Origin of the sequence: Streptococcus sp. 1453, from assembly GCF_013276955.1 — a bacterium.
Lineage (GTDB): Bacteria > Bacillota > Bacilli > Lactobacillales > Streptococcaceae > Streptococcus.
The window spans coordinates 329-24,577 of sequence record NZ_VMLZ01000002.1 but is presented as its reverse complement, the minus strand read 5'-3'; the positions used below and the strand labels follow the sequence as shown (position 1 = coordinate 24,577).

Here is a 24,249-nt window from a genome sequence, read left to right as displayed (position 1 = left end):
AAAAGAAGCTGAAAGAAAGCTAAATACTGGCTTTTTCATCTTAACGTCCTACTATTTTTTTGAGTAACTGGATAGCTTTGTATTTTAAAGGCGATGGATGATAACGGAAAGTACCTGCTTTGCGTACAATATAGCCATTAAAATTCTGTTTAAAACGCAAAACACCATCACTACCATCAAAAATCCCTTGAATCCCTAGGAAGTTGTATTTAGGTATTCCACGTTTTATACTTTCCAACATAATATATTTTTGAAGTAGCGCAGGGGCATAGAACTTATTAAATTCAGTGTAAGAACCACTAAAGAGATAAGTCGTTTCCTGAGGCATATAAACAAATAAACTCCCAGCTAAAACAATATCTTCTTCTCCATATTTTTCAATCAAGTCTCGCGCTTCTGCTTTTCGAACTTCAAAAGTTTCAAATTGACTAGAATATTCTCTCAGTTGATTTTGTTTTTTCTCAGAATGAGGATTTTTACTCAAATCAAGTCGCAACTTGTCCAAGATTTCTTCTAGTTTACTTTGTTCACCTTGCAATTTGCTCATATAGTCCGAAAAATTTAAGCTTGCTATGAGAAACTCCGCTTGTTCTCCAAAAGCATCATAAAAATGCTCATAGTATTCTAAACTTTTATCACTATATTCTCTACGTTCAGAGGTTTCTTTTGTGATGTTCTTAAAAATTGATAACTCTTCACGTTTTAACTTTTTCAACCGAATGCCAAAGGTTTCAGCCTTTTTCACCAAAGGTTTCCCTTTTTTGCTAAAACTTTTAAGCAAATTCTTTTCAGTTAATTCAGTCAAATCCTTATAGTATAACCAATCCGGCTCTCCACCTGGATAACCTCTTGTCAAGCCATCAAATTGATAACCTAAATCAGTTAAACCTTGAATGATACTTTTTTTCTCAGTATCTATTGGATTACCTTGGCTATCAAAAGTTTGATAAGTTTCATAAGGTTTTACAAGCAACTCTAATACACCATTTTGCTTGGCATATTCTTTTAACTCTTCATAAAAAACTGGAAGAGCATCTTGTTGGGTATAAATCGGCCCCGAATTGAGCTCCATATGAAGACCACCTAGCATTGGTAAACTATAAACCAAAGCTGCGACTTGAATTTCTCCTTCTTGTTTCAAAGCAAGATAAACAATTCGAGCCCCTCTTTTTTCTAACAACTCCCCCATCTGGATCGATTGCATAAAGGAACGAGAAGAAACCTGACCAGAATAAGCTTGAAACTCTTCTTTCGTGAGTGTAATTAGTGCCATATACTTACTTTCTATGTTTTTTTCTTAATGTTTTACGGAAATCAAGAGCAAGTCTTAACAGAGGATAGAGAGGATGGGTAGGCATTGTAAATTCACCCAAATATTCTTCAATCGTTGGATTAAATTTTTCCTTAAAATGATAAAGTCCACCATTGAGAGAGTTTTCAACACCACCTAAATTTTGCCACAACATACCTCGCTCAAAGGCATAGCGAGCCGTTTCATACCAAGTTAAAATCGGTGCATTGTAACGTTTAAAATCATCATCCATACCAGCATATAGATTGACAGAGGTATTACCAAATTCCAAACTCAAAGTAGCCGCTAAAGGAACTCTTGCTTGACCTGCATCCATATATTCCTGCAGGAAAGTCAATTCCTCTAACAAACGTTCTTTTTCCTTCTTCTGCGCTTCTACTTTTGAAGTTCGAGTCGACTCAGTAAAGGTCTCTTCCAAGGCTCTGTTTTTCGCTAACTGTTCTTCTAATTCTTGCGAACGTTTAGAGACATCCAAGGTTGCCAAGGTGATATAAGCCTCGTCCTTAAAATTATCTAACAATTTTTTATAATAGACTTCATTCCTCAAATGAATCTCTTTTCGCTTCTCGGTTTTTTTCATCAAAAAGGAAAAAGGCTCTAATAATTCAGTTCCACCAAATTGAACCTCTACTCCCTTATTTTGCGCTGTTCGAATAGCCTGTTTTGTTGACTTAGAAAGTTTATCTTCTTTAAAATTTTCCTTGTATATTTTCGCCTGAATACGAGGCTGAATGGTGTCATCCATCTCGGTTGTCCGCCCAGACCATTTCACTCCTAATTGCCCTAAAATCTCAACAATAGCAAGATTTTCAGGATATTCTCTTTTATCTTGATTGACCAAATGTTGAGATAGACAAATACTTGGATCGAAAGTCACAAAAAACGCTCTCTTACTGCGAGCATAAGACTTAATAGACTGCAGGACAAACTTTAAAAGTTCTATATCCCTGTAATCCAATATAGGACCTCTTGGAATATAAAACATTTTATAGCCTAAAGGAAGAGATTTTATGAGAATACTAGCCACAGCCAGTAACTTCCCCTCTTCATAGACACCAAATCTCTCATGATCCCAATCAGATTTCACTTTTTCCCAAGCACTGCTTTGTAATACATTAGCTAATTCATGTTCTTTGACAAACTGATCATATTCTAATGTGGGAATGCCAATTTGATAACGGTACATTTCTTACTCTCTTTCCTCCAATATCTTATTACTATTCTACTACTTTCGTTTGAAAAGTCTAGTGAAAACATATTTTATTTTAGTTCTACTCCCCCTATGCTGAAGTTCAAACTAAGTCAATCTCTCTTCTAATTTGAAATCAATCGGTAGGGTTGCCAAGAACCGTTCCAATTGTTTTTCCCAGTAATACCACTCGTGAGTTCCAGCGCTATGGCTATAGGTCACATCAAATCCCAGTTTTTTGAGATTTTTCACTGCGAGATTATTGGCTTTATACAAGAAATCCTGTTCGCCACACCAAGCCCACAGCTTGGTCTTTTTGTCCGATTTTTTAGCCAGACTTTCAAGAGAATAAGAACTAGCCATCCAGTCTTTAATTTCCCCAAACACGCCTCTCCAATAAGCCGGCGTTCCCAGATTTTGGCTCTCAGGAGAAAAATCTTGAAAACTAAGGGCACCTGAAAAACTAGCTGCATGAGAAAAACGATTTGTTGCAAGAGCTAGTTTGAAGCAGCCATAGCCTCCCATAGAGAGACCAGCGATAAAGGTCTTTTCACGCTTGTTAGTCATATTAGGGAAGAAGCGTTTTAAAACCTCTGGCAATTCCTCTGCTAGAGCTGTGTAATAGTCAAAACCATATTGGGTATCAGTGTACCAACCGTTGCTGGTATTGGGCATGACGACGATGAGATTAGTCCCCCGAAGTAAGCGTTCTACATTGGTTCGCTTGAGCCAACTATTATGATTGCCAGACATCCCGTGCAAGAGGTACAAGACTGGAATGTCTTTACAATCTGGTTCTTCCACTCGATTGGCATCAGGGTAGAGGACATTCACTCCCCACTCCATATCCAAGACTTGTGAGTAATACTCGATTTTCATTACTGCCATATTTTTTCCTCTATTTTTCTATAAGAAAAAGCCGAAACTCGACTTTCTCTCTGTTTATTTCAACGATTATTTTGCTTCCATGACTACTGGTAAAATAGCTGGACGACGCTTAGTCTGGTCAAAGAGATACTTGGTCAGGTTATCACGAACCTTCCCTTTAAGGTCTGCCCAGTCAAAGTCATCTCCTTGAAGATAATCTTCTACCGTTTGGTTAATCAATTCTGAACTTTCACGGAGAATATCACGGCTCTTCTTGAGATAAACAAATCCACGCGTGTGAACACGGGCCTTGGCCACAATTTTCTTCTCACGACGGTTAACTGTGATTGCTACGATGAAAATACCATCCTCTGACAAGACCTTGCGGTCACGAAGAACCACATTTCCAACATCACCGATAGCATTTCCGTCAATCAAGACATCGCCTGCCGAAACTGCGCCAGCTGGGACAAAGTCCCCATTCTCATAAGCCATGCTGGTTCCCTTTTTAGGGATAAAAATGCGTTCTGGCAACATTCCAACTGCCATAGCAGCCTTAGCGTGGGCATCCAACTCACGGTACTCCCCTTGAATTGGGAAGAGATACTTGGGTTGCAAGAGATTGATCATCAACTGCAAGTCACGCGCATTTCCGTGACCTGACACACGCAAACTTTGAGTAATCAGTTTGACAACACCGCCAGCTTGGTAAATCATATTTTCCACACGCGCCATGACTGCTTCCTTGGCGATAGATGGAGTGGTTACGATATAAACTAGGTCACCGTCCTTGATTTCCACATAACGGTGGCGACCAATCGACATCTTGCGAAGACCGTTGATCGGCTCACCCATACGACCTGTCTCAAGAATAATCAACTCATGGTCTTCAAAGCGAGACATATCTTTTGGCTTAATCAAAAGACTCTCGTTAGCTAGAGACAATTTCTTGAGGCGAATCGCGGTACGGACGATATTTTCAATATCAAATCCTGTCAAAACCACACGACGACCTGTTGCATCCGCAGCGTCAAACACCTGCTGGATACGAGAGAGGTTGCTGGCTACTGCCGCAACAATGATACGGCCCTCCCAGTCCGCAATGGTTTGAGTGATTTCGTCCCCAACTTCACTTTCACTAGCCACTTGGATATTACTGTCTGCATTGGCTGAATCGCTAAGAAGAGCTAGAACTCCATCACGACCGATTTCTGCCAAACGAGCGAAGTCTGTCGCATAGGATTCACTAGCTGTCTGGTCAAATTTAAAGTCACCTGTATAAACGATACTACCTTCAGCTGTCTTCAAGACAACACCCAAACTTTCTGGGATAGAGTGTGTCGTACGGAAGAAGGACACCACAGTTCCTCCAAAATCAATCTCCGTATCCTCATCAATGACATGGAAATCATTGAATTTCTTAACCGCATCATTTCCTTTGACAAAGAGTTTGGCCAACTCAATGGTCAACTCGGAGCCAAATACAGGTACCTTGGCTTCCGCCAAGAGATAAGGAAGAGCACCAATGGCATCCGCATGGCCGTGGGTCAAGAAGACCCCAGCGATACGGTCGCTATTTTCAAAAAGGTAGTCCATATTTGGAATAACTACGTCCACCCCTAGTTGTTCATTTTCAGGGTATTTCAGACCTGCATCCAAAACGAAAATAGACCCATCGATTTCAGCGATATACATATTTTTCCCGTTTTCACGTACACCACCAAGTGTTGTTAAACTGATATTACTCATTTTTCCTCCGAAAGCTTTGTTTATCTTGATTATAGGGTTGCTTACCCTTTTATTCTAAAAGCACTATTACTGTTAGCCGAATCTTTTCCTACCATTATACCATTTTTTTGATGATTTTCAAAATGAAGATTTGTTTTCAAAAAAGAGCTGGTTTCCCAACTCTTTCCTATGATCTACTCTTTTTCCATTAAAAAGTCATAAATTTCTTGCACGGTACCCAGCGCCATCATTTCTTGGTCTTTGACGGTTTGTTTGAGATTTTGGTAAATCTGACTTTCTCCGATCTCCCGTTTTGGTGCCTCTTTATTCACTGTCATGACACCATCTTTGATCGTCACAAAGCCTAGTTCTTCAAATATTTGAATCATTTTGACCAGCAAGATTTGTTGGATATTAAGATAAGTAGCCAAATCTTTCAGCTTGTAGCGAATATCAAACTCTGGGAACTGATAGATGGTCTTGTACAATTTGGCAAACTGCTCTCTAGTCCCATAACCTGTCAGATAGTAAGCCTTGTCAATATCATTTTTGAAATAGACAGCAGAGAAATGCTGTTCCTGAAAAATGGTCTTCAGCTGAGTAATATCCTCAGGAATGGTTTTTACAACAACAGCTTCACTATCTACTAAATCTGGTAGTTCTCCAGCAAAATCCAAGACTGGAACTCCCTCTGGCAAGACTGCATTCTTCCCACGGATGTTAAAAAGTTGAACACCTTCCACACGCGCATCCACCATCATCAACTGGAGAGCAGTTTGGCCATTCCATTGGTTGACAGACAATTTGACTGCCAACTCTAGATTCTTGGTTTGAGCAAATTCTGTTGCCCATCTACCTTGTCCAAAGGCCACCACTTCAAAACTCGCCTCACCCTTGGAAATTTTCAGCTTGAGATGGGCATTTCCTGCTCCCATAGTACGAGCACTTTCGACCTGAAAATCCTTGATATAAAAGATAGGTTTCTGATTGTCCATGCCAAAAGGTGCCAAACGTTCAAAACTTTTGACCGTTTCCAAGCTAAGTGCCTCCAAATCCAGTTCTTCATCTAGATTTAACTTGTTCTTGCCAGCAGCATCTGCACCTTTTTCACGAACATAATCTTCCAAGACTTGAGATAAATCTGAAAGTTTCTCAACTTCCAGCGTCATACCAGCCGCACCAGCATGGCCACCAAAGGCGATGAAGAGGTCTCGATGAGGATCCAGAGCTTCAAAAATATCGACCGCTTCCACACTACGAGCACTACCCTTGGCACGACCGTCCTCTATATTGAGAACGATGACTGTCTGCCCTAATTCTTCCAACAAACGACCAGCGACGATTCCCAGAACCCCAGGGTTCCAGCCTTCCTTGGCCAAGACTTGAACCTTCTTCTCAGAGTCCACCATGGTCTTAGCTTCTTCATAGATAGACTTGACGATTTCCTTGCGCTCTTCGTTTTTCTGATGAATCATGAGGGCAATCTCGTGAGCTTCCTCGTCGTCAAATCCAGTCAACAAATCAATGGCAGGATTGGGATCATCCAAGCGTCCCAAGGCATTCAAACGAGGGGCAATCTGAAAACCAACCGTTTCTTCTGTTACTTCGTTGGCGGCAAATCCAGCCATGTCCAGCATTTCTTGTAAACCAATGCGCTGAGTATGCCCCAGCATTTCTAGACCATATTGAACCAAGATACGGTTCTCATCCGTCAAACTCACCATATCTGCAATAGTTCCGATAGCGACCAAATCAAGCAATTCCACTTGCACTTCTTCTAACAGGGCACAAGCCAACTTGAAAGCCACTCCACAACCAGCCAAATATTTGAAAGGATAGTCCGCATCAGGGTGTTCAGGATGGACAATGGCATAGGCATCAGGGAGGGTTTCAGGCATGGAATGATGGTCGGTCACAATGACATCTACTCCCATAGACTGGGCCAATTCAATAGCCTCGTGACCCGCAACTCCATTATCCACTGTCACAATCAAGGAAATTCCTTCTTGCTCGATAAAATATTTGTAAACACTGGCATTAGGTCCATAACCGTCGGTAAAACGATTAGGCAGATAAACCCGGCACTCGGCACCAAGCTGTTCCAAACTTTCCTTAACAATAGAAGCCGAAGTCATTCCATCCGCATCGTAATCACCGTAAACGAGGATATTTTCCCCTTCTTCAATGGCCTGACGAATCCGTTCCACTGCCTTATCCATATCATGGAGTAGATAAGGGTCATGCAAGTCCTCCAAGGAAGGTTCTAAAAACTTCTTCAGACTTTCTTGGTTCTGAATCCCTCTCTCAAATAATAACCGAGCCACCTCAGGACCCAGTCCAGCCTTCTTGGCTATCTTTGTAAAATTCGCATCTTCAACCTGCGAGGCAAACTGCCATTCATAAGTAGGTGTTATCAAAAAGACATCCACTCTTTCTAAGAATTCTATTGCTTCATTATAACATGATTTAGGCTTTTTCTCTATCCAGATTGCTTTTTTATAAAATTTTAGTGAATTTTTTCAGATATGATTTGACAAGACAAATTTTTTGGTGTAGAATCATGTTATAAAATCTAACACAAAGGAGATTCCTTATGGCTTTAGTAGAATTTGAACACGTCGAAAAATATTACGGAGACTACCACGCACTCCGCGACATCAATCTCCATTTTGAAAAAGGGCAAGTTGTTGTCCTCCTAGGCCCTTCTGGTTCTGGCAAATCCACTCTTATCCGCACTATCAATGGTTTGGAGGCTGTTGACAAGGGAAGCCTTCTAGTAAATGGTCACCAAGTTGCTGGTGCCAGCCAGAAAGATTTGGTGCCTCTTCGCAAAGAAGTCGGCATGGTTTTTCAACATTTTAACCTCTATCCGCATAAAACAGTGTTAGAAAACGTAACACTAGCACCCATAAAAGTTCTAGGAATTGATAAAAAAGAAGCTGAAAAAACAGCCCAAAAATATCTGGAATTTGTTAATATGTGGGACAAAAAAGATTCTTATCCAGCCATGCTATCTGGTGGACAAAAACAACGGATTGCCATCGCACGTGGACTCGCCATGCATCCTGAACTCCTCCTCTTTGATGAACCAACATCTGCTCTTGATCCTGAAACCATCGGCGATGTTCTGGCAGTTATGCAAAAATTAGCCCACGATGGTATGAATATGATTGTCGTTACCCATGAAATGGGCTTTGCCCGTGAAGTTGCGGACCGCATCATCTTTATGGCTGATGGAGAAGTGTTGGTGGATACGACAGATGTTGATGACTTTTTCGACAATCCAAGCGAACCTCGTGCCCAACAATTCCTCAGCAAAATCATCAACCACGAAAGTGACAAAGTCAAATAAGGAGGCGCCTATGAAAAAGAAATTCTTTTTATCAGCATTATTGATTAGCCTTTTGGGCCTTGCTGCTACAAAACCAGTTCAGGCTGATACCAGTGTCGCAGATATTCAAAAAAGAGGCGAGCTGGTTGTTGGTGTCAAACAAGACGTTCCCAATTTCGGTTACAAGGATCCCAAGACAGGGACCTTTTCTGGTATCGAAACTGACCTGGCCAAGATGGTAGCTGATGAGCTCAAGGTCAAGGTTCGTTATGTGCCTGTTACAGCACAAACCCGTGGCCCCCTTCTGGACAATGAACAGGTCGATATGGATATCGCAACCTTTACCATCACAGACGAACGCAAAAAACTCTACAACTTTACCAGTCCCTACTACACGGACGCATCTGGCTTTTTGGTCAATAAATCTGCCAAAATCAAAAAGATTGAGGACCTAAACGGCAAAACCATCGGAGTCGCCCAAGGTTCCATCACCCAACGCCTGATTACTGAACTGGGTAAAAAGAAAGGTCTGAAGTTTAAATTCGTCGAACTTGGTTCCTACCCAGAATTGATTACTTCCCTGCATGCTTACCGTATCGACGCCTTTTCCGTCGACCGCTCGATTCTGTCTGGCTACATCAGCAAGCGCACAGTGCTACTAGATGATAGTTTCAAGCCATCTGACTACGGTATCGTTACCAAGAAATCAAATACCGAACTCAACGACTATCTTGATAACTTGGTTACTAAATGGAGCAAGGATGGTAGTTTGCAGAAACTTTATGACCGTTACAAGCTCAAACCATCTAGCCATACTGCAGATTAAGGAGGATACCCCATGACAGATTTATCATCTTGGACAGCCTATTTTCAGGATTTTGGACAATTTTTCAATGGTTTCCTCTTCACTCTTGCACTAGCTATCGGATCTTTTATCCTAGCCATGGTTTTGGGCATCTTCTTTGGAGCCATGTCAACCAGCAAGCGTCCAATATTGAGAATTTTAGCTCGCATCTTTGTCGAATTTTACCAAAATACTCCCCTCTTGGTGCAGTTTGTTATCGTTTTTTATGGCCTACCTCTTATCAGTGACCATATCATCATGATTCCGATTTATTGGACAGCTGTTCTCTGCGTCGGACTTTATCACGGCGCCTATATCGCTGAGGTTATTCGCTCAGGTATTCAGTCTATTCCTAGCGGTCAGATGGAGGCCGCCTTGTCGCAAGGTTTTACCTATATCAGCGCCATGCGCTTGATTATCTTGCCTCAGGCCTTCCGTATTATTCTCCCTCCTTTGACCAACCAAATTGTTAACCTCATCAAAAACACCTCGACAGTCGCTATCATCTCTGGAGTGGACTTGATGTTTGTGACCAAGTCTTGGTCGGCTCTTAACGGAAACTATATCCCAGCCTTTCTAGGTGCTGCCCTTCTCTACTTTTCTCTTTGCTTCCCTGTTGCCCAGTTTGGTCGCAAGATGGAGCAAGCCAACAAAAAAGCTTATTCACTTTAGGAGGTTACTATGGAATCCATTTTAGAAGTTTTGACCCCAGATAACCTAGTCTTTATCTTTAAAGGATTTGGCTTGACCCTCTATATTTCTCTGATTGCCATCGTCCTCGCTACCCTTATCGGGACAGTGCTAGCCGTCATGAGAAATGGGAAAAATCCTGTCTTACGTATCATCTCTAGCATTTACATCGAGTTTGTGCGTAACGTTCCCAACCTTCTCTGGATTTTCACCATCTTTTTGGTTTTCAAGATGAAATCCACACCAGCAGGAATCACTGCCTTCACTCTCTTTACATCAGCGGCCCTAGCTGAGATTATTCGAGGTGGTCTCAATGCCGTAGACAAGGGGCAGTACGAAGCAGGAATGTCACAAGGCTTCACTTCATCCCAAATCCTCTACTACATCATTCTCCCACAAGCCATTCGTAAAATGCTGCCAGCCATCATTTCTCAGTTTGTAACCGTGATTAAGGATACCAGCCTCCTCTACTCTGTTATCGCCCTACAAGAACTCTTTGGAGCCAGCCAAATTCTCATGGGCCGTTATTTCGAACCAGAGCAAGTGTTTAGTCTTTATATCCTGATTGCCCTCATCTACTTCAGCTTTAACCTAGCCATTTCTAGCCTGTCTCATATGCTAGCCAAACGTTGGCAACAAGCTGCAGAATAATACTCTTCGAAAATCTCTTCAAACCACGTCAGCTTCACCTTGCCGTATATATGTTACTGACTTCGTCAGTTCTATCCACAACCTCAAAACAGTGTTTTGAGCAGCCTGCGGCTAGCTTCCTAGTTTGCTCTTTGATTTTCATTGAGTATAAACAGCCACTCTCCAGTTCAATTGGAGAGTTTTTTGATGAGAGTAGATATTTATAGACCTCAATTTGACACCATACTTTTTCTATGATAAAATGTAACAAATTTATTTACAACAAATCGAATCTAAATGAAATGGAATTTTCTATGAAATCACTCAAAGGACTACTCTTTATCATAGCTAGTTTTATCTTGACTATTTTGACTTGGATGAACACTTCTCCCCAATTCATGATTCCAGGACTAGCTTTAACAAGCCTATCTCTGACCTTTATCCTCGCCACTCGTCTCCCCCTACTAGAAAGCTGGTTTCACGGTTTGGAGAAGGTCTACACCGTCCACAAATTCACAGCCTTTCTCTCCATCATCCTACTCATCTTTCATAACTTTAGTATGGGCGGTCTGTGGGGCACTCGCTTAGCTGCTCAGTTTGGCAATCTTGCAATCTATATCTTTGTCAGCATCATCCTTGTCGCCTATTTAGGAAAATACATCCAATACGAAGCTTGGCGATGGATTCATCGTCTAGTTTACCTAGCCTATATTTTTGGACTCTTTCACGTCTACATGATGATGGGCAATCGTCTTCTCACATTTAATCTTCTAAGTTTTCTTGTTGGTAGCTATGCTCTTTTAGGCTTGCTAGCTGGTTTTTATATCATTTTTCTATATCAAAAGATTGGCTTCCCCTATCTAGGGAAAATCACCAATCTCAAACGATTAAATCACGATACTAGAGAAATTCAAATCCATCTTAGCAGACCTTTCAACTATCAATCAGGACAATTTGCCTTTCTAAAGATTTTCCAAGAAGGCTTTGAAAGTGCTCCGCATCCCTTTTCTATCTCAGGAGGTCATGGTCAAACTCTTTACTTTACTGTCAAAAATTCAGGTGACCATACCAAGAATATCTATGACAATCTTCAAGTCGGTAGCAAAGTAAGCGTAGACAGAGCTTACGGACACATGATCATAGAAGAAGGACGAGAAAATCAGGTTTGGATTGCTGGAGGTATTGGGATTACCCCCTTCATCTCTTACATCCGTGAACATCCTATTTTAGATAAACAGGTTCACTTCTACTATAGCTTCCGTGGAGAAAAAAATGCAGTCTACCTAGATTTACTCCGTAACTATGCTCAGAAAAATCCTAATTTTAAACTCAATCTAGTAGACAGTAGGAAAGACGGCTATCTTAATTTTGATCAAGAAGAAGTACCCGAACATGCAATCGTCTATATGTGTGGTCCTCTTTCTATGATGAAGTCACTTGCCAAACAGATTAAGAAACAAAATCCAAAAGCAGAGCTTATTTACGAAGGATTCAAGTTCAAATAACCAATCATACTCTCCTGGGAATTCTAGGAGAGTTTTTTATAGCCAAATAAAATAAGACCGGAGCGATACAATTTTGGCATTCAAATCAATTGATAAGAATGTTTTATAGTGGAGTGAAATAGGATACGAACAAATTGATTAGGAAAATCAAATGAATTTATAGAAATCTTTTAGCAGTCATGACGTCCTATTCCAGTTTCAAAACGCTATAGAAGCAGCATTGTGCTAGTCTAGTTTCAGTTGACTATACTAAAACGAGTAGCTTGAAACACCAAAAAACCCACCCAATGGGCAGGTTTCATCTGTATTATTCAGCTAGATTAAGCTTTACCTTCTGAACCGAATACGTCGATACGTTCTTCAACTGATGCTTGGATAGCTTTTACACCGTCAGCCAAGAATTTACGTGGGTCGAAGAGTTTTTTCTTGTCGTATTCTGCTTCGTTTGCTTCGTAGTCACGAGCAAATTTACGAGTTGCGTTAGCGAATGCGATTTGGCATTCTGTGTTAACGTTAACTTTGGCAACACCAAGTTTGATAGCTGCTTGGATTTGCTCATCAGGAATACCTGATCCACCGTGCAATACGATTGGGAATCCAGGAAGAGCTTCTGTCAATTTTTGCAAGTGGTCAAGGTCAAGACCTTCCCAGTTTGCTGGGTAAGGACCGTGGATGTTACCGATACCAGCTGCCAAGAAGTCGATACCAGTTTCAACCATTGCTTTAGCGTCTTCGATTGGAGCCAATTCACCTTTACCGATGATTCCGTCTTCTTCACCACCGATAGTACCAACTTCAGCTTCTACTGAGATACCTTTAGCGTGTGCTTTTTCAACAACTTCTTTAGCCAATTTAAGGTTTTCTTCAACTGGAAGGTGTGAACCGTCAAACATGATTGAAGTGTAACCAACTTCGATACACTCAAGTGCATCTTCGTAGTGACCGTGGTCAAGGTGGATAGCTACTGGTACAGTGATACCCATTGATTCAACAAGGTTAGCGATCAAGTTGCGAGCAACTTTGTAACCACCCATGTATTTAGCAGCACCCATTGAAGTTTGGATCAAAACTGGAGCTTTTTTAGCTTCTGCTGCGCGCAAGATAGCTTGAGTCCACTCAAGGTTGTTTGTGTTAAATCCACCAACTGCATAACCGTTGTCACGAGCTGCTTGGACAAATTTTTCTGCTGAAACGATTGCCATTTTATCAGGCCTCCTGTATATTTTTATGGGTCATCCCATTTACATTGTTCATTTTATCACTTTTTGACAAAAAAATCTAGTTTTTCCCGTAGTTTCGATTGAATTTCTTCTAGCTTCATCTATGTAAACCCTTTCCCTCCCTAGTCTTGGGCAACATTTGGAAAAGCTATAAAGAAGGTTAAACGATTCTCCTTCATCTCAAAACGATAAGCTAATTTTTCATGTTCCAATAGACTCTTGACCACAAAGAGTCCCATCCCAGACCCCTTGGCCTTGCGACTAGCATTGTCAGAAAAAGACTGGGCTAGTTTTTCTTGTTCTTCTGGACTACAGCTATTCTCAATAAAGAGTTCTCCTTTTCTTTCTCCAATTCGAACTAAGCCACCTGGAACAGAGTGCTTAATGGCATTACTGATGAGGTTAGACAGGATTAACTTCATAACTGATGGGTTTAGATAAGCCTGCTGATGAGTCAAACTATTGTCTATCTGGAGTTCTCTTTCTTTGGCTAGTAAGGCATAATCCTTAACGAGACTTTGCGTCATCTGGAGAAGATCAATTGTTTCCCTATCATCTCGTAATTCCTGCACAGAAGAGAGAGAAAGTATCTGGAGAACATGGTGATTGAGCTCATCCACAATCCCCAAGGCAACTCCCAGATAGTGATCTCTATCCTTATAGCGCCCGATATTTTCTTTAATGTTTTCGATTAGGATTTTCAAACTAGCCAGCGGTGTTTTCAATTCATGAGAAGCTCCTCGTAGGAATTCGACCTTCATCTTTTCCAGCTGGAGAATGGCTTCATTCTTGTCATGCAAGTCCGCAATAACAGTCAAAAGATGCTGGTAAAGGCTATTGATTTGTTCCTTGAGATCACCAATCTCATCCTTGGAATCCACGCGCAATCGCACTTGGACATCCAGTTCCATCATCCGACGAGTCACCCGTTTGATTTCCAAGATCGGGGCAACAATGGTCCGAGCGTAGATATAGGCCACCAAGAGGGAAATCAGAAAGGATGCCAGCAAGGTATAGGGAAGAAATTGGAGACTGATTTGCTCTGCTTCCTTTTGCAAATCCATGGAAGCTAGAAACTGGAGAGTCATGGTGCTACCATCTTGCGTTTTCACCTCCCGCTCCTCGATAAAGAGGGAGGTAGTCTGGCGGTCTGTGTCCAGAGGAAGATTGTCCTTGACTTCTAACTTATCCTCGGTCATCTCGCCCTTGACAGCCCCCTTGATATCACTAGTCTGGGAATACAAGTCTAACACTTTCTCTATACTCTGCCTATCCTTTCCTTCGAGTGACCGGGCAATGGCTGTCGCTTTCTGACCAATAGTTTCTTGACGGTGGCTCAGATAAGTCGAAGGAAAAAGAAAATAAATAGCCAAATGAAGGCAAATAACCAGAACACTAAAAATCGAGAAGGTATAGATAAATATCTTTGTAAATAAACCTGTTCGTTTCATTTTCGCTCCAATTTATAACCAACATTGCGCACAGTGTGGATACAATCCAAGTCTAGCTTTTTCCGCAGTTCCTTAATATAAACATCAATAACACGGTCAAAGGGAACCTCATCTGTCGCTTTCCAGACCGCATCGATTATCTGAGATCGAGTCAAGGCTCGTCCTTCATTTTTCACTAAATAATCAAGAATTTCCAACTCTTTAGCATTGATGGCCACTTCTTGACCTGCGAGGCTTGCACTGTAGCTTTCAAAGTCCACCTTGGCATCCTTATAGGAGAAAATTCGTCCTGTATCGTAGTAGCGCTTGAAAATCGCGTCCACCCTCACTTTTAAGAGGGAGAGGGAGAAGGGCTTTTCCAGATAGCCATCTGCTAGCGAAGCAAAAGCACTCATCTTGTATTCCTCATCCTGAAAGGCGGTCAACATCAGGACAGGGACCTGACTAGTCTTACGAATCTCAGCTAGAACTTCTAAGCCATTGAGTTTGGGCATCTGGATATCCAGTAAAATCAGGGCCACCTCATAGCTGGAAAATTGCTCTAAGGCTTCTTGCCCATCTGCAGCCTCAATGGTTTCATAACCACAATCTGTCAAATAGTCACTGATCCCCTCACGGATCATCTCTTCATCTTCTACAATTAAAATTTTCATACTTTAACTGCTCTCTATTTTTTATTTTTCTTAGAATAAATACCTACTCTATTTTCTATTATAGTCTCTTGCTGGCCTTTTGTCTTTAAGTAACTGACTACTAGATAAAACAAAGAGAGCCTATCGCTCTCTCTGCTCACATTTCACTCCCCGTGAAATGAACGTTATTTAGTTGCTTTTGAAAATGTTACAACGTAGTTATAATCTTTCCCATTAGCTTGATAGACATAGTCCTCTTTGAAAGTGTAGCCACGTTTTCTCAACTCTTCTTTCTTAGCTTCAACTTGGTTCTGAACTGCTACTTTCACCTGTTGTTCATTTGTTGAACCTTCCACGATTTCAAGAGAAGTTCCATCGATATATCCTAGGAAACCTGCAATATCTTTCATTTTATCAAAGTTATAAAATACATTTACTTTGACCTTTTGAGGAGCTGGCTGTTCTAGACTTCTACGATTTCTGCTAGCGCGTGGTTGAACTGCTGGAGCCATCCTGAAACCTGTAGTTCCTGTAGCTTGCTTAGTGAAAGTGACTACGTAATTAAAGTTTTTCACATCAGTATCTTGCTCAAATACTATTTCTTCTTTTACTGTATATCCACGTTTATTTAATTCTTGAACTTTAGCTTGAATTTTTTCTTTTACTAATTCTTTTGCCTGTGCTTCACTCGTTCCAGCAGGAATCGTAACGGTATTTTTTTCACCAGGATCACCAAAGAAGCCTGGAATATCTTTCATACCATCAAAATTATAATAAATAGAGACTGTGTTTTGAGGTTCCTCAATACTTCTACGACGACGAGTTACTCGAGGTTGGTAAGTTCCTGCACTTCGGAAGCCTGAGTCACCAGTTGTAGAACTGTCCGACGTTGCCGCAGGTTTTGCTTGTGGTGAGTCTTCAGATGAGGACGGCTGAGAAGATGGATTGCTAGAAGTTAGTGCGCTGTTTGCTACTGTACTATTTTCATCTATAGTTGTTCCACCAGCATGACTTTCGATTGGTTTATTGTAATCAGGGCTGTCATAGGTTACACCTGGAGTCTCAATCTTAGCCAGTTCTTCTCTGTACTCTTCTACAATATCAACCTGTTTCTCCGTATCTTGTTCTGTAGCAAGCTTCTTGTGGTACTCTTCAGTGAGTTTTGTTACTTTTTCGCGGGCTTCTTTTTTCTGCTCCTCGTTTAGAGTGCTCTCATTGATTTCTTTGTCTTTTGTTGCCCTATCTTCATCAATCGCAGCTTTATTACTGTCTTCAGTTTCTTTCTCTAAAGACTTCTCTGAACCCTGATGTTCCACAGCTGGTTCATCGCCTTGAGGTTTTTCTTCATTAGAAGTTGAATCGTTTGAGTTGCCATCAGTTGTAACGTCTGTTGATGAATTTGAAGTATTTCCCGTTGTAGCAGTCGTTGATTCTGGAGCTGTTGATTCAGTTGATGAACTTGAGTCAGCTGAATTACTTGTTGCACTTGATGAAGCCGTATTGTCTGTAGACGGTTGTTCTTCTGTGACTGGTGTTCCTTCTGCTACTGGATTTTCTGATTCACCTTCGTTAGGCGCCTCATTTGTAGAGTCTACTGCTGGCACTGGTGTGGCTGTTTCAGTAGTTGCAGATGTTCCTTCTTCTGCTGACTCTTTTCCTTCAGATTCATTTGCTACCTCTTCTGGTTTTGTTTCATCAGAGGTCAATGTTGAAGGAGTTGATTCATCTGAATCAGCACTAGTTGTAGCGCCTGTTGTTGGATTATTTGATGTTTCGGCGTTACCTTCATCTCCTGATGTTGAATCTTCTTTTGGAGCTAGTTTTTCTTCAGTTTCTTTCGCTTCTTTTCCTGTTGCTCCTGATTCTTCAACTTCTTTTTCTGAAGTTGAATCTGTTTCTTTTGGTGCTGTAGCTGATTCTGCTGGAGCTTGTGTTCCTGCTTCCTCAGATGTTTTTCCTTCAGCTTCCGATGTAGAATCTGTTCCTGATTCTACAGATGGTTGTGTAACTGTTGACTCACCTTCAGAGGCAGTTGATGAAGATTCAGTTGAAGAAACTGAATCCTCCGCTTTACCTTCTTCTCCTGTTTCTTTTGGAGCTAGTTTTTCTTCTACTGGTTGACCTTGTTCTCCTGCAGTTGTACCCTCTACCGCTGGCGCTGGCTCTTCAACTTTCGGCATTTCTGCTTTTTCTTCAGTTGTATTTCCTGATTCATCTGAATTAGCACTAGCTGTAACACCTGTTGATGGAGTATTTGCCGTTTCTGACGTTTTCTCAGGTTCTTTTCCTTCTTCTCCTGTTGTTTCCCCTGCTTCTGCTGTTGCACCTGGTGTAGTTCCTTCTGTTTCATTTTCTTTAGGTGTTGTTTCTGCTGAAGTTCCTGAAGCTTCTGTTGATTCTGTTGCAGCTTCTGCGTTTGATTCAGCTGGTTTCGCTACCTCTGGCTCGGTTGCTTTTGATTCAGTTGATTCTACTGGAGCTTCCGCTTTTGGTGTAGCTGGTTTTGCTACCTCTGGCTCGGTTGCTTTTGATTCAGTTGATTCTGCTGGAGTTTCTGCGTTTGGTTCAGTTGGTTTCGCTGCCTCTGGCTCTGTTCCTTCAGCTTCCTTTGCTACTTCTTCTGTTGAAGCTGGGGTTTCTGGTTTTGATGGTGCTGGGGTTTCTTCTGCTGGTTGATCTTGTTCTCCTGAAGTGTCTTCCTCTACCACTGGCGCTGTTCCTTTTGGTTCAGCTGACGCCTCTGGTGCTTCAACTTTCGACGCTTCTACTTTTCCTTCAGTTGCATCTTCTTTAGGTGTTGGAGTAGTTGGCTCTTCAACTTTCGGCGTTGGAGTTTCTGCATTTGGTTCTGCTGGTTTTGCTACCTCTGGCTCTGCTTCTGTTCCTTTTGGTTCAGATGATTCTGTTGGCGTTTCTACTTTCGGTGCTGGAGCTTCTGCATTTGGTTCAGCTGGTTTAGCTATCTCTGACTCTGTTACTTCTGGTTCCGTTGCTTCTGTTGCACCCGGTTGTTCTTCTTTATTTTCTGGAGTTGTCGGTGCTTCTGTTTTTGGTTCAGATGATTCTGTTGGCTCTTCCACTTTTGTCGCTGGAGTCGCTGGCTTCTCTTCTTTCGGCGCTGGTGTTGCTGGTTCTTCCACTTTTGGCGCTGGAGTCGCTGGCTTCTCTTCTTTCGCTTCTGGAGTCACTGGCTCTTCCGCTTTTGGCGCTGGCGCTTCAGAACTTGGATTTGAAACTACAGGTTGATTTGTAGTCCCTATATTCGAAGGGACCTTGTCTGTTACTGGACTTGATTCAGTTGAGTTTCCTGACTCATTTGTAGTATCTGCAGATGGAGCAGGTAAAGTTTCTGATCTTGTTTCGGCTTTTGGCGTAACTGAGACTGAGGCTTCTGATTTCGGTGCTGATACTGCTGGTGTTTCCACAGCTACTGGTGTCGTTTGTTTAACAGTAGTCCTTTGCTCTCCAGTTACAGTATCTGTCTTTGTTTCAACTTCATAACTTTGACGGCTACCAGAATTCTCAATCGACACTCGCTGTCTTTTGACTTCTGTATTTCCATCTTTTAGAAAAGCTTCTTCGCTAAAATACAATTTATTATTAGCAAAAATCAAATCTCTATTTGCAATACGATTTATCTCAACCAAACTATCAACAGATAACCCTGTTGCACCACTAATAGCACTCAGTGTATCTCCCCACTTAATTGTGTAGTGTGATAAATTGTCTATATTTTGAATATCAGCTTTCACTTCCTCAACTGTTCTGGCTACCCAGACACCATCTTGTTCACTGGCTGATACAGTTGGAGCTAAAAAGCCCAGCCCTAGCAAAATGACACCTGTCGCAACAATTGCACCAGTTCTTAATTTTCTAAAGCCACGGAGGGACAAGCTTCCTCTAACATTTGTTTGTCTCATAATGTTTATTTTTCCTCACTATTCTATATTTTCTAAAGTAGACCCTGCCTAGGTCTACTAGCCTATGTTTGCGATATGGATAGGCTTCTACAGATTTATCTATCTATTTTTATGCACAATTCCATATATAAGTTGCGAAACTCCTTTCCAATAAATTCCATAACCTTAGTATATCATATTTAAGTACTAAAGTACAAAGAAAGCAACTGAAAGCAATGATTGTTACCATTGCTTTCTGCTTCATGTATCATTTTAAAACTTTCAGTTGCTAGCCTCATTTTTCAGTCTAGCATCAGTATTATTCACCATCGAGCAAGAGCTCTTTTGGTTGTTTTCTAAGGAGATTGCTTGAAGCAAGCGCCATAACGAGAACCACTAGAACCAAGGCTAGGACAAAGACGATGATAAAGTCTGATGTCTGAATGGAAATATCTAGGCTTGACAAGGTCTTGTTAAAGCCATCTACTTCTGCACCACCACCAAGGTTAGAGGCTTGAGCCGCCTTGCTAGCTTGCTTGGCAACACCTGAAGTGACATTGGCAAGGACAGTATTTCCGATTGCACGAGCTGTGTAGTTGGCTAGGAAGTAAGCAGAAACGAGAGCAGGAATTGCAATTAAGATGGATTCGGTGATGAATTGCCCCAAGATACTTGCCTGCTTGAGACCGATAGAGAGGAGAATTCCCACTTCCTTGCGACGGGCGTTGATCCAAAGGCTGAGCAAGAGGGCAAGGAGAAGAACTGAGAAGCTCAAGCTACCCCAGAAGAGGAGATTGGCCATCTTGTACATACCAGAGATGGATTGCTCAAGAGCTGGGTAGTTAGATGAGCTCTTAACGAGTGTATAGCTCTTCCAATTTATACCACTGATACCATTCAACTCTTTCATGACATCATCCAAGTTCTTGTCCGCTGTTACAAAGAAGGTTGCGTCCCCATAAATAGCTGTGTCTTCTGTGTAACCATAAAGTTTTGCAGCCGTGTGAATGTCTGTGATGGCTGTGTTTTCGTAAAGCTCTTGTGAGTAAGTTACTGCCGACTTATTGTGGCCATCAAAGAGTCCCTTGATTGTCACTTGGACTGTTTCCTTGGCACCTTTTTCATTGTCTGCATCGTAGATATTAGAGTCTAGTTTGACCTTATCTCCTACTTTCCAGCCGTGTTTGGCTGCCAAGTCCTTGTGCAGAAGAATCTTGTCCTTGTCGTCGTTGGTTAGGTGCTCACCTTCGACCAGCTTATAAGAACCGGAAACAAACTTATCTTCTTTAGAAGAGTCATTGACACCAGTAATCATCAAGCTACTTCCAAAATGTTTAGCACGGTCAGGTGTCAGATTTTTCTTGGTATCTGGCGTTTCGATGAGTTCATATCCAGTCAAATCTCCGATAGCGTTGATGCGTTTAACATAAGACTCGATGGCCTTGTTTTCAGTGATTTTTTTGATGTCCTCACCCTTAATATTCCCAGCACCACGTGGCGTTCCTTGATTAACGCGACGATTGATTTGCATGGAGAAGCTGTTGGTGATATTTTTAAAGGTCTCCTGAGAAGCCTTGGCAGTAGCTCCCTTGATCGACAAGCCGACCAAACTCAAGCTCGCCATGAGGAGAATAATCAGGAAGATGACAATCGATTTGAAAAACTTCCTTGTAACATAGGCAAATGCGTTGTGTAACATAGGTTCCCTTTCTAGATGTTGTTCTATTTTATAGTTCTAATACTCAATGAAAATCAAAAAGCAAACTAGGAAGCTAGCCGTAAGCTGTACTTGAGTACGGTAAGGCGACGCTGACGTGGTTTGAATTTGATTTTCGAAGAGTATAACTGAAAAAGCTCATATTATTTCGTCGTATTGCGAGTTTCAGTCAGTTTCTTGTCCTTCAATTCAAGTGTAATATCTGACGCTTGTGCCACTTCTTTGCTGTGGGTTACGACGATGACACATTTACCTGTTTTCTGGGCAAGTGATTTGAGCAGTTCGACAATATCTCCAGCAGTTTTAGGGTCTAGATTTCCTGTTGGCTCATCTGCAAGAATAACTGGAGCTTCTGATACCAAACTACGAGCAATGGCAACACGTTGTTGTTGACCACCTGATAACTGGAGAACATTCCGCTTGATCTGACTTTCATCCAAACCAAGCTCAAGCAGTGTATCCTTGCTTGCCTTTTTGTTGACCAAGCGGATATTTTCCAGCGGAGAAAGATAATCTATCAAGTTATAATTTTGAAAGACCAGGGAAATATGGTGCATGCGATGGTAAGAATAGCCCTTCTTACGAATATCCTCTCCTTGAAAAAGGATAGAACCTTCAACAGGACTATCTAAACCAGCAAGGAGGGACAAGAGAGTGGATTTCCCCGCTCCTGACTCACCAATAATACTGTAAAATTTCCCGGGTTCAAAATTATAATTGATCTGATATAGGACTGCTTCAGCAGTGTTCTTATAACGGTAGGTAAGATCTTGTAATTGTAATAAAGTCATGATTTCTCCTTCTTATACTCAATGAAAATCAAAGTTCAAACTAGGAATCTAGCAGCAGGTTGCTCAAAGCACAGCTTTGAGGTTGCAGATACAGCTAACGCGGTTTGAAGAGATTTTCGAAGAGTATTAACTAATAGATGATAAAATTTCTTTAGGCGATTTTCTAAATAAGAATAGGAAACAAAGGGCTACAGACAAGCAACTAAGCAGAACTAGAAAAACATAGGATTCTGCAAAAGATAGGATACTGGTTGATAAACTGCTTGCTTTAGCTAGTGTGTCTTGTAGGGCTGCCTGATCTCCACTTGCTAGTAGTGTTTGGAGTAGGTAAGATGTGATGGCGTTTCCTGCAACAAATGCTGGAAGCAAGGCACCGAGAGATACCAAAACTACCTCTAAACAGAACTGTAGGAAAATCGAGCTCTTGCCTTTTCCAAGTGCAAGTAAAATTCCCACCTCATAGACCCGTTCTCTCAACCAGAGAGATAAGACCAGAATTAAGGCTCCGGCTCCAGCTATCAACATTCCATAAAGGAAAATGGTCAGAAAGGTTTGGAAGGTTGCAACTGAGTCTTTGATTTGTTCAAAGGCCTTGTTTTCCTTCTCGACTTGGTATCCTTGATTTTCCAAGGCCAAGTTTTCTACCTGCTTCACGAGTCCGTCCATTTCCTTAGGATTTTCTACATAGAAGCGCGCTGCACTGACTTGCGGTTCACTATTTCCCAAAAGAGTTTGGCTACTGTCATAGTCTGTAAAGACTTGATTTTCACTGAAGTCAGAAGACAAGCCTGTGAATTTCTCTTGTTTTTTACCAGAAAAGATGCCGACAATTTCAAAATCTACTGTTTGCCCTTTTCCAGATTCTGACTGTCCAACATCCAAGCGAAGCTTGTCATAAAGCGAAAGACCGTTCTTCTTAGCCAACTCTTCGTGGATCAGAATTTTATTGGAATCCCCTTTTTGAAGGTGTCGCCCTTCTTTTAGATTGAAAGCCGAGCTGGTAAAGGTAACATCCTTTGATGAATCTTCAAGAGCCGTTAAGCTAACCAAATTCTTATCCGCAGCGGAAAAATCATCACGCTCCACGCTCTGCTCGCCACTCACCGCTTCCTTGTCTTTTAGTTTTGCGACCGTCTCCAGTTCAGGAGAAACATTTTCCAGTCCCTTAATCTTGCTTACAGATGCTAGGTCTGACAACTTGAAAGTCTGACCGTTCTCTATCTTCTTAATAGAAAAAGAGGTATTGAGTGATTTGTAAAGATTGGTTTCCACCGTTTTGTTGGACTTCATCAGAGTCAAACAGGCTGAAATTCCAGCCAACAGGATCAATAAAATCAGAAATAAAATAAAACTTCTCAGTCGCTTTCTGCTGACATAAGCCCAAGCTCTTTGGATTGGATTCATTTGTCACCTCCATATTTGTAAGACTATTATAAAACCCAAATATGAAATGTTTATGAAATACGAAAAAAGAATCAAAAAGAGCAACGGCTTTCACCGTTGCTCTTTCAAGTACTATTCTAGCTGGTTTCCGACTCGTCTAAGCTTGACTTATCTTAACTGAGCAAGAATAGCTTTGAGTTTCTCAATCAACTCATCTTCTGTGTGGTCAGACTCTTTCTCATTGGCTAGGAAGGCAACTGCTTGAGCGAGAGCTTCTCGTGCTTGGTCGAGGACTTTCGCATCTACATTTGTAAGGTCGTTTTCTTGCAGAACCTTAGTTAATTCCTTGGTCAATTTCTTGAGTTCTGACTCTTTCTTACGACTCGCGATGAGGAAGAGAAGGAGACCAAGAAGAGCGAGAAGGCTACCAATCATCGTACCATATGGAAGATGACCTTGCTCTTTCCTTGTTTCTTTCCTTTCTTCTTCATCCTTAGTTGCTTGCTTGCCTTTCAAGGATTCGAGTGCTTCTTTGACCTTAGCAGTAACCTCTCTCAAGCCTGCCTCTGTCAAGTCAGCATTTCTAAGGGCTTCTTGACCCTCTCCGAGAATGACCTTCGCAGCGTCAATGACAGATTGATCAATACCATCCAAGTCTTTCAAACGAGTTTCCAGTTCTTCAACCAATCGAGCAAGTTCAGACTTGTCAACAGGACCAGTCTCGCTAGGAGTCACCGTATTGCCTGAATTGTTTGAAGTAGATGTAGAAACTGGTGTTTCTTGAGCTGGAGTACTTGCTTGAGCCTGTCCAACAGTAGATGATGGAGTAGCAGGGGTGGTGTTGCTACTATCGTCTGTCGTCACACCAGGGGCTGGAGTGTTGCCACTGTTACCTGGTGTCACACTGTTGATATTGCTGTCAGCAGGGGTGGTAGTACCGCCGTTGTTCGTGTTAGCACCGTTATCGGCATTAGTACCGCTGTTGGTGTTAGCACTGTCGTCAGGACGTGGAGTTGGATTTGGACGAGGAGCAGGCTGAGGATTGATGTTATCGATAGCT

Annotated in this window: 18 protein-coding genes; 5 read left to right on the top strand and 13 right to left on the bottom strand. The window is 41.7% G+C overall.

Features of this window, described 5'->3' with window-relative positions; genetic code table 11:
* Positions 1 to 40: 40 nt before the first annotated feature.
* The 5 genes from murN to recJ all read right to left on the bottom strand — a co-directional run bounded on the left by murN (position 41) and on the right by recJ (position 7,513).
* On the bottom strand, positions 41 to 1,273 hold the full coding sequence (murN, locus tag HW098_RS01015) for a peptidoglycan bridge formation alanyltransferase MurN (RefSeq protein ID WP_176138999.1): 1,233 nt from the start codon (positions 1,271 to 1,273) through the stop codon (positions 41 to 43).
* A gap of 4 nt (positions 1,274 to 1,277) precedes the next feature.
* Positions 1,278 to 2,498, bottom strand: a complete 1,221-nt coding sequence (locus HW098_RS01010; RefSeq protein WP_176138998.1) for an aminoacyltransferase — start codon at positions 2,496 to 2,498, stop codon at positions 1,278 to 1,280.
* A gap of 111 nt (positions 2,499 to 2,609) precedes the next feature.
* On the bottom strand, positions 2,610 to 3,389 hold the full coding sequence (locus HW098_RS01005; protein ID WP_176138997.1) for an alpha/beta hydrolase family protein: 780 nt from the start codon (positions 3,387 to 3,389) through the stop codon (positions 2,610 to 2,612).
* A 66-nt stretch (positions 3,390 to 3,455) separates the two neighbouring features.
* Entirely contained in the window at positions 3,456 to 5,117 is a 1,662-nt protein-coding gene (locus HW098_RS01000; RefSeq protein WP_176138996.1) for a ribonuclease J, read from the bottom strand.
* Positions 5,118 to 5,290: 173 nt separating this feature from the next.
* On the bottom strand, positions 5,291 to 7,513 hold the full coding sequence (gene recJ, locus HW098_RS00995; RefSeq protein WP_176138995.1) for a single-stranded-DNA-specific exonuclease RecJ: 2,223 nt from the start codon (positions 7,511 to 7,513) through the stop codon (positions 5,291 to 5,293).
* A 176-nt stretch (positions 7,514 to 7,689) separates the two neighbouring features.
* Here recJ and HW098_RS00990 point away from each other — a divergent pair, with 176 nt between their 5' ends.
* The 5 genes from HW098_RS00990 (at position 7,690) to HW098_RS00970 (ending at position 12,096) form a co-directional block, all read left to right on the top strand.
* A complete protein-coding gene (locus HW098_RS00990) occupies positions 7,690 to 8,448 on the top strand; it encodes an amino acid ABC transporter ATP-binding protein (protein WP_001229567.1) in 759 nt (252 codons plus the stop codon).
* Between the two features lie 10 nt (positions 8,449 to 8,458).
* Complete coding sequence (locus tag HW098_RS00985; RefSeq protein WP_176138994.1) at positions 8,459 to 9,253, top strand: transporter substrate-binding domain-containing protein; 795 nt, start codon at positions 8,459 to 8,461, stop codon at positions 9,251 to 9,253.
* 12 nt (positions 9,254 to 9,265) lie between these two features.
* The gene (locus HW098_RS00980) at positions 9,266 to 9,943 is read left to right on the top strand and encodes an amino acid ABC transporter permease (protein WP_000131137.1); all 678 of its coding nucleotides are present in this window, start codon (positions 9,266 to 9,268) and stop codon (positions 9,941 to 9,943) included.
* Between the two features lie 9 nt (positions 9,944 to 9,952).
* Positions 9,953 to 10,612 (top strand): amino acid ABC transporter permease, encoded by a 660-nt coding sequence (locus HW098_RS00975; protein ID WP_050313389.1) that lies wholly within the window; start codon positions 9,953 to 9,955, stop codon positions 10,610 to 10,612.
* A 293-nt stretch (positions 10,613 to 10,905) separates the two neighbouring features.
* Positions 10,906 to 12,096 carry a ferric reductase-like transmembrane domain-containing protein gene (locus HW098_RS00970; protein WP_176138993.1) on the top strand — a complete coding sequence of 397 codons (1,191 nt, stop codon included), beginning with the start codon at positions 10,906 to 10,908 and terminating at the stop codon, positions 12,094 to 12,096.
* Between the two features lie 320 nt (positions 12,097 to 12,416).
* Here HW098_RS00970 and HW098_RS00965 read toward each other — a convergent pair whose 3' ends face one another.
* The 8 genes from HW098_RS00965 to HW098_RS10360 all read right to left on the bottom strand — a co-directional run.
* A complete protein-coding gene (locus HW098_RS00965; RefSeq protein ID WP_001019001.1) occupies positions 12,417 to 13,298 on the bottom strand; it encodes a class II fructose-bisphosphate aldolase in 882 nt (293 codons plus the stop codon).
* A gap of 140 nt (positions 13,299 to 13,438) precedes the next feature.
* Complete coding sequence (vncS, locus tag HW098_RS00960) at positions 13,439 to 14,767, bottom strand: sensor histidine kinase VncS (RefSeq protein ID WP_176138992.1); 1,329 nt, start codon at positions 14,765 to 14,767, stop codon at positions 13,439 to 13,441.
* The gene (gene vncR, locus HW098_RS00955) at positions 14,764 to 15,420 is read right to left on the bottom strand and encodes a response regulator transcription factor VncR (protein WP_176138991.1); all 657 of its coding nucleotides are present in this window, start codon (positions 15,418 to 15,420) and stop codon (positions 14,764 to 14,766) included. The genes vncS and vncR overlap by 4 nt, the downstream gene beginning before the upstream one ends.
* A gap of 164 nt (positions 15,421 to 15,584) precedes the next feature.
* Positions 15,585 to 19,319: a LysM peptidoglycan-binding domain-containing protein gene (locus tag HW098_RS10365; RefSeq protein ID WP_240149436.1), complete on the bottom strand. Its 3,735-nt coding sequence runs from the start codon at positions 19,317 to 19,319 to the stop codon at positions 15,585 to 15,587.
* A gap of 298 nt (positions 19,320 to 19,617) precedes the next feature.
* Entirely contained in the window at positions 19,618 to 20,997 is a 1,380-nt protein-coding gene (vex3, locus tag HW098_RS00940; protein ID WP_176138990.1) for an ABC transporter permease subunit Vex3, read from the bottom strand.
* Between the two features lie 161 nt (positions 20,998 to 21,158).
* Positions 21,159 to 21,806: an ABC transporter ATP-binding subunit Vex2 gene (vex2, locus tag HW098_RS00935; protein WP_000173725.1), complete on the bottom strand. Its 648-nt coding sequence runs from the start codon at positions 21,804 to 21,806 to the stop codon at positions 21,159 to 21,161.
* 126 nt (positions 21,807 to 21,932) lie between these two features.
* On the bottom strand, positions 21,933 to 23,210 hold the full coding sequence (locus HW098_RS00930; RefSeq protein ID WP_176138989.1) for an ABC transporter permease: 1,278 nt from the start codon (positions 23,208 to 23,210) through the stop codon (positions 21,933 to 21,935).
* Between the two features lie 147 nt (positions 23,211 to 23,357).
* A partial coding sequence (locus tag HW098_RS10360) for a hypothetical protein (RefSeq protein WP_240149435.1) occupies positions 23,358 to 24,249 on the bottom strand: 892 nt, incomplete at its 5' end.

What these genes read in the sequence shown, in the direction of transcription:
- murN (WP_176138999.1), bottom strand. Translation starts at nt 1,273, where the DNA reads ATGGCACTAATTACACTCACGAAAGAAGAGTTTCAAGCTTATTCTGGT.
- HW098_RS01010 (WP_176138998.1), bottom strand. Translation starts at nt 2,498, where the DNA reads ATGTACCGTTATCAAATTGGCATTCCCACATTAGAATATGATCAGTTT.
- HW098_RS01005 (WP_176138997.1), bottom strand. Translation starts at nt 3,389, where the DNA reads ATGGCAGTAATGAAAATCGAGTATTACTCACAAGTCTTGGATATGGAG.
- HW098_RS01000 (WP_176138996.1), bottom strand. Translation starts at nt 5,117, where the DNA reads ATGAGTAATATCAGTTTAACAACACTTGGTGGTGTACGTGAAAACGGG.
- HW098_RS00990 (WP_001229567.1), top strand. Translation starts at nt 7,690, where the DNA reads ATGGCTTTAGTAGAATTTGAACACGTCGAAAAATATTACGGAGACTAC.
- HW098_RS00985 (WP_176138994.1), top strand. Translation starts at nt 8,459, where the DNA reads ATGAAAAAGAAATTCTTTTTATCAGCATTATTGATTAGCCTTTTGGGC.
- HW098_RS00980 (WP_000131137.1), top strand. Translation starts at nt 9,266, where the DNA reads ATGACAGATTTATCATCTTGGACAGCCTATTTTCAGGATTTTGGACAA.
- HW098_RS00975 (WP_050313389.1), top strand. Translation starts at nt 9,953, where the DNA reads ATGGAATCCATTTTAGAAGTTTTGACCCCAGATAACCTAGTCTTTATC.
- HW098_RS00970 (WP_176138993.1), top strand. Translation starts at nt 10,906, where the DNA reads ATGAAATCACTCAAAGGACTACTCTTTATCATAGCTAGTTTTATCTTG.
- HW098_RS00965 (WP_001019001.1), bottom strand. Translation starts at nt 13,298, where the DNA reads ATGGCAATCGTTTCAGCAGAAAAATTTGTCCAAGCAGCTCGTGACAAC.
- vncS (WP_176138992.1), bottom strand. Translation starts at nt 14,767, where the DNA reads ATGAAACGAACAGGTTTATTTACAAAGATATTTATCTATACCTTCTCG.
- vncR (WP_176138991.1), bottom strand. Translation starts at nt 15,420, where the DNA reads ATGAAAATTTTAATTGTAGAAGATGAAGAGATGATCCGTGAGGGGATC.
- HW098_RS10365 (WP_240149436.1), bottom strand. Translation starts at nt 19,319, where the DNA reads ATGAGACAAACAAATGTTAGAGGAAGCTTGTCCCTCCGTGGCTTTAGA.
- vex3 (WP_176138990.1), bottom strand. Translation starts at nt 20,997, where the DNA reads ATGTTACACAACGCATTTGCCTATGTTACAAGGAAGTTTTTCAAATCG.
- vex2 (WP_000173725.1), bottom strand. Translation starts at nt 21,806, where the DNA reads ATGACTTTATTACAATTACAAGATCTTACCTACCGTTATAAGAACACT.
- HW098_RS00930 (WP_176138989.1), bottom strand. Translation starts at nt 23,210, where the DNA reads ATGAATCCAATCCAAAGAGCTTGGGCTTATGTCAGCAGAAAGCGACTG.